Source organism: Aeromonas sp. ZOR0001 (assembly GCF_000801015.1).
Classification (GTDB): Bacteria; Pseudomonadota; Gammaproteobacteria; order Enterobacterales; family Aeromonadaceae; genus Aeromonas; species Aeromonas veronii.
Genome location: NZ_JRJY01000153.1, coordinates 1 through 4,782, shown reverse-complemented (window position 1 = coordinate 4,782; position 4,782 = coordinate 1). Strand labels below are relative to the sequence as shown.

6 protein-coding genes are annotated in these 4,782 nt (G+C 50.9%); 1 reads left to right on the top strand and 5 read right to left on the bottom strand.

The annotated features are described in order from the left end of the window. The 5 genes from L972_RS21680 to L972_RS18610 form a co-directional block, all read right to left on the bottom strand. On the bottom strand, positions 1-1,218 hold a 1,218-nt coding region (locus L972_RS21680; protein WP_197058112.1), incomplete at its 3' end, for a hypothetical protein. Positions 1,219-1,570: 352 nt separating this feature from the next. Beyond that, positions 1,571-1,786 carry a hypothetical protein gene (locus L972_RS20415; protein ID WP_052200095.1) on the bottom strand — a complete coding sequence of 72 codons (216 nt, stop codon included), beginning with the start codon at positions 1,784-1,786 and terminating at the stop codon, positions 1,571-1,573. Positions 1,787-1,793: 7 nt separating this feature from the next. After that, a complete protein-coding gene (locus L972_RS21545) occupies positions 1,794-1,955 on the bottom strand; it encodes a hypothetical protein (protein ID WP_154109889.1) in 162 nt (53 codons plus the stop codon). Positions 1,956-2,269: 314 nt separating this feature from the next. Beyond that, the gene (locus tag L972_RS18615) at positions 2,270-2,629 is read right to left on the bottom strand and encodes a DNA-binding protein (RefSeq protein ID WP_047440205.1); all 360 of its coding nucleotides are present in this window, start codon (positions 2,627-2,629) and stop codon (positions 2,270-2,272) included. Between the two features lie 12 nt (positions 2,630-2,641). Next, positions 2,642-4,054, bottom strand: coding sequence for a phage/plasmid replication protein, II/X family (locus L972_RS18610; RefSeq protein ID WP_047440204.1), 1,413 nt, complete (start codon positions 4,052-4,054; stop codon positions 2,642-2,644). Positions 4,055-4,210: 156 nt separating this feature from the next. Between L972_RS18610 and L972_RS18605 the strand changes: the two genes are divergently transcribed. After that, positions 4,211-4,585, top strand: a complete 375-nt coding sequence (locus L972_RS18605) for a helix-turn-helix domain-containing protein (RefSeq protein WP_052200094.1) — start codon at positions 4,211-4,213, stop codon at positions 4,583-4,585. Positions 4,586-4,782: the final 197 nt, after the last annotated feature.

The window sequence follows — 4,782 nt, the reverse complement described above, 5'->3', positions numbered from 1 at the left end:
AGTGCCAGTGCCAGTGCCAGTGCCAGTGCCAGTGCCAGTGCCAGAACCGGAGCCCGTGCCAGTCCCAGAACCAGTTCCTGACCCCGTACCTGTCCCAGAGCCTGATCCAGTATTGCCACCTTCACCTGGAACGGTTGGTTTCGGGCCGGTGATAACAGGGCGAATTACACCGCCTGCAATTGCGCCAGTATCTGGGTCTGTAGTTGGTTTGCCGGTGATAACGGAATTAATGGCATCACCATATATTGGGTCAGTGACGGGAGGCAGTGGCTTACCCGATGGTAATTCAACGGGAGGTGTCCCAATAATATCGAAGTCTGGGCGGTTATCTGGCTTCACTGGAATGATGACAGAATTATCAATCAAGTGGGGTTTGGGCATTCGTCCTGGCTTCGACATATCCTGTAAGTAATGATCTGGGATAGTGCCATCAACAGATGCTGCATCAAGAACACCAGAAACGGCCTCTTCGATAGCTTCATCGGGAGTTGTTGGGGCGGTTGGGAATAAGGTGGCCCGATATGAATAAGTATCTACGGCAGTCATTTTTGATTCACGAATGAGATTGTAGTTCTTGAATTCCTGAACAGTAAGATCGCCCTCTAATGAAATGAGGTAATCACCACCTTGCATACCAAAGAAGGTGGTGTAAAACGCAATGCTACAAGTGTTGTAAGAGGTGATGATCTGTCCCTGAGGGCCTTTTTCTTCATGATAATATCCACAAGCAGAGTTAAGTGCTTTAAGATGCGAGTCTTGCATTTTGGGGAAAAGGTCACGAGTTACATCATCCCCTATTCTGCCAACACAAATAGAAAGGGTGGTGTTTTTCTTTTCGCCATGAATATACTCAGTTCCATCAGGCAGGCGACAAGTTGAAACCCTTATTTCATCAGCGTAGGGAGAGAAGTTAAATTTAACCTCATTTCCCTGCCGATCCCTGAATCCATTCCAACAACCTTGCAGGCTAGAGTTTTCAGGCTTGTCACATTTTGAATTTTGACCTATTGAGTCACCAATCAAAGTAATTCCATATTGCGCCATCTGATAAGCCAGCATGCCAAATGGTTCGATCTTAATGTCTTCAGCGGCAAACCGTTTGAGTAGCGGCGGCGTTGTTAATGCAACAGCTGTCACAGCGGTTGCACCTGCTGCGTACTGGACGGCCAGACGAGTAGCTAGGGTTCTGCCTGTCCAGATTGCGGCTTGTTCGGCCATAGCCATCACCACGGGGGCAAATGCCGGTAAGAACGCGCGTGCTTGGTTGACAGGCAGCCAGGCGGTGAGAAAGCACAATGAGTAAACAAGGAGTCTGCGCCACATATGGTGCTCCAAGAAATTTAGCGGCTAAATTTTTCGCATGAGAAAATGGCGCTGTAATATGTTGTATGTTGTAAAACGCTACAACATATTACAGTTGGCTTGCGTGGCTAAAAGTTTCGCATGAGAAACTTTCCGTTAGAAAAGGGGGCTTATGCCCCCTTCATTCCCATAACAAACGCCATTCCTGATAGTCCCCCTATCGTAATAATTGACGACATGAAGACGATATAGGCAAAGGAAGCGGTCATTAGGCTTTGCTGACCAAGCGTTTGGCCAACGAGATCCCCTTGGTTGCCAGCGCGATGCCAACAATAGTGACACCGGCACTTGCAACGAAGGTTACAACCGTTCCCAAATTGACAGCAGCAAACATCTGGTCAAGAGCCGATGTTTCTCCGGCAGCAAAAGCCGGTGCAGAAGCTGCAACGATGATTACAGGAATAGCTTTTTTGATAATAGACATAAGTACCTCACAAGAGATTAATTACTTTTTTCGCTACACCGATAGCGAAGCCAGGAAACCAACCGAGAACAACAACTGCGCCAAACGCCCATGAAAACATAATGGCGATATCTGACGGTGCTATATCAACGGTGGATTGTTTATATTCCTCTACGGTTTGGATAATCATAGAGGAACATTCTTTTACAGGGATATCTGTCTGATACAGAAACCCCTGTTCATTAACAGCGATGCAATAAGCCATTTTTGCCTATGGTGTTATTCCCATGAGCTATAAAGAGTCTTCATTACCTTTTTCAATTCTTGCTCAGTGTTGAAAACTGTATTGCCGACATATACCAAGTCATCATCAACGTAGTGAAATATGATCCCAGGTATCGAACTGGTGAAGTAATGTCGTTTATCGCTTGAAAGAGCCTCTAGAACAGGGGTTGTCCCCTCCTCACAATGGATATGTCTTTTGAGAAATTTGAGCGCCATCGATCACACCTTGTTTTTCTCATGCGAAAGTGAGGTGACTTCGCGAAGAGCCGCATCATTGCTCATGTGGTAGGTCACGTTGGCACCACGCTGACCAGACCACGCTTCAAGCCAAACAGGGATCTCGACAACTTTGTCGATCATGCTATTGGCCTGCAGCGGGATGCCTGCTTGGGCCAGGGCGCTGGGTACTCGAACCACAATCTGCTCTTCCTGGAAGCCGCCGAACCCGTTGGATCGGCTGATGGCAATGCCGATCTCGTGACGGGTAATAGGGCCGTTCCGCCCCTGTGTATTTTGCTGACGAGAGCCGAGCATACGGCCACGGATAATAACGCCTTGAGCAGTAAGCAAATCAATCATGAATGACACTCCTTAACTGACAGCCCTGAGCCGGTGCCCAGGTGATGGTGGATATGAGCGGGGCGGCATGGCCCCGGGTACTGGGGGAAGCGGGTCGATGAACGTCCGAGTGACCTTGGGGGCGCCAAGTTCGTCGCGCTCGAGGGTGACCACCTCAGTCGGCTGGGCCGCCGTCGCCATGCGATCCATGGTGCTGATGGGCTCGACATACCACTCGGGGCGCTGCTGGCCAAAGTCGATGTTGATGACCTGGATCAGCGGCACCACGTTGGAGGCATCGCCGGAGAGGTTCTGGAGCTGAGCCTTGGTCAGGCCAACGGCCATCAAGTCGGTGAGATGACGGCGGAAGGTCTCGCGGCTCATGCTGCGGTAGACGGTGTCATAGCCTTCGTTGATCAACCGGCGATAGAAACCATGTACCCGCTGGGCCTTGGCATAGCTGATGTTGCCCTTCGGGGTCAGGCGTTGGTAAGAGGCGTACAGGGCGTCACGGATATCGTCGTCGGTATAGACCTTCATGGGCTGTTCTCCCAGGGCATCAAACAGTTCTCTAAATGCGGCTTTCCACAGATCGGCAATCAGACAGCGGCCGTCTTTCTCGTAGTCTTTCTGGTACTGGATGGCGTCAAACAACTTGAACGGGACGCCATGTTTGGTCAGGGCCCGCTGCTTGAGGCGGGCTTCGAAACGGACGCATTGGCTCGCGTAGTGCTGCAATGCCGGGTTTTGCATGACGCCGACACCGCGGCGGAGCGACTCATTTTTGGGCTGTTTCTGGAGTTTTTTAACGTTCTCGGCCAGCTGACGCTGGAACTCTGGGCCCTTCAAGTAGGCCTTCAGGGAGCGATGGCGGCTGCCGGTGTTCCACTCTGCGGTGGTTTCGTAATCACGATTCCTCCGGCTCGGTTTGGTTTGGCCGGAGCGGACGTTCTTGAGGGCTGAGATGACCTGTTTGCGCTGTTCTTCCTTGTCCACTTTGGCGGAGTAAGTGACGTCCATCCACTCGAGCGTCGCGTTAGGAATATCAAGCATTTCAATGAGTTCAGGGCAAGCCATTGCCAGCGTACTCAACAGCTCACTCGAGCAGAGCTCAAGGCTGGTCGGCCCAAACACGTTGTGCCCCTGAAGCAGTTTTGCCGGCGAGGCTTTGAGCTCTACCCCTGGCAGGCGGTTGTTGCCTCCCTGGTGGATCTTCATAGCCAGGCTACCGAAATGACTGGGGAGAGACTCATAGGGATGGGACAGGCCAGAAACGGTGAGATCGCCATCAATCTCGTATTCGACCTTGGCCGCAGATAGCTTCAGGCCGGAGTTCTTAGCGATCAATTCAAGATCGATATAGGCCCCGGCGCGATGGTCAGCGGTCGGAGAGACCAACAACCAGTCGCGTTTAAAGGGCAAATCGAGCTTTAGAAGGTCAATCACAAAAGGCCTGTCAATAGACAAATGTGTCGTTGTTAATGGCCACAAATGTACATTATGGGTAAGATGGGGTCAACCTTAAAAGGCGTTGATGCAGTGACATTAATGGCACTCAAATCGAGCGAGTCAAAAAGGCAGTGTTAGACTGGAGGATAAGTAATGAAACTGGCTGGGTATTATGAAATGGCAGACGTAGCAAGAGCAGAACGTATCAAGAACACCATACTGGCGTATGGGACTTACGAGGATATGGCTGACAGAACCGGCATAAGCACTAGGACATTAGTGCGAATGGCAACAGCAAAAACTGAGCCTAAGTTCGCTGATGTAATAAAAATTGCAGAAGTGACGGGGACAGAATTGTCTTGGCTGGCGTTTGGTGAGGTAAAGGAGTACGCAAGCCTAGAGGAAATGCATATTGTGCAGGCTGTGAAGACGTTGAGCGGAGAGTCCAGAGATACCCTAAAGAAAGTGATCCAGAGCATGACGTTAGCGGACAAAGTATTGGAACACATGGCCGGGGGAACGCAGTAGATAATCCCTTCCCAAGCCTACCGATTCAGGTCGCTTGATCTGTTTGTCACTGCGCATAAATGCGGATTATGTTACGGGCGCTCCGGCGTTGGGACGATGCCGCTTCGCGTCCCACGTCCCTGCCTAGTCGCGTCCCCCTGCCCCTTCGGGATTATCGCAGGGGGAAAACCCTCAACATAATACCGCGGCCACATTAT

What these genes read in the sequence shown, in the direction of transcription:
- L972_RS18615 (WP_047440205.1), bottom strand. Translation starts at nt 2,629, where the DNA reads ATGATTGATTTGCTTACTGCTCAAGGCGTTATTATCCGTGGCCGTATG.
- L972_RS20415 (WP_052200095.1), bottom strand. Translation starts at nt 1,786, where the DNA reads ATGTCTATTATCAAAAAAGCTATTCCTGTAATCATCGTTGCAGCTTCT.
- L972_RS18605 (WP_052200094.1), top strand. Translation starts at nt 4,211, where the DNA reads ATGAAACTGGCTGGGTATTATGAAATGGCAGACGTAGCAAGAGCAGAA.
- L972_RS21545 (WP_154109889.1), bottom strand. Translation starts at nt 1,955, where the DNA reads ATGATTATCCAAACCGTAGAGGAATATAAACAATCCACCGTTGATATA.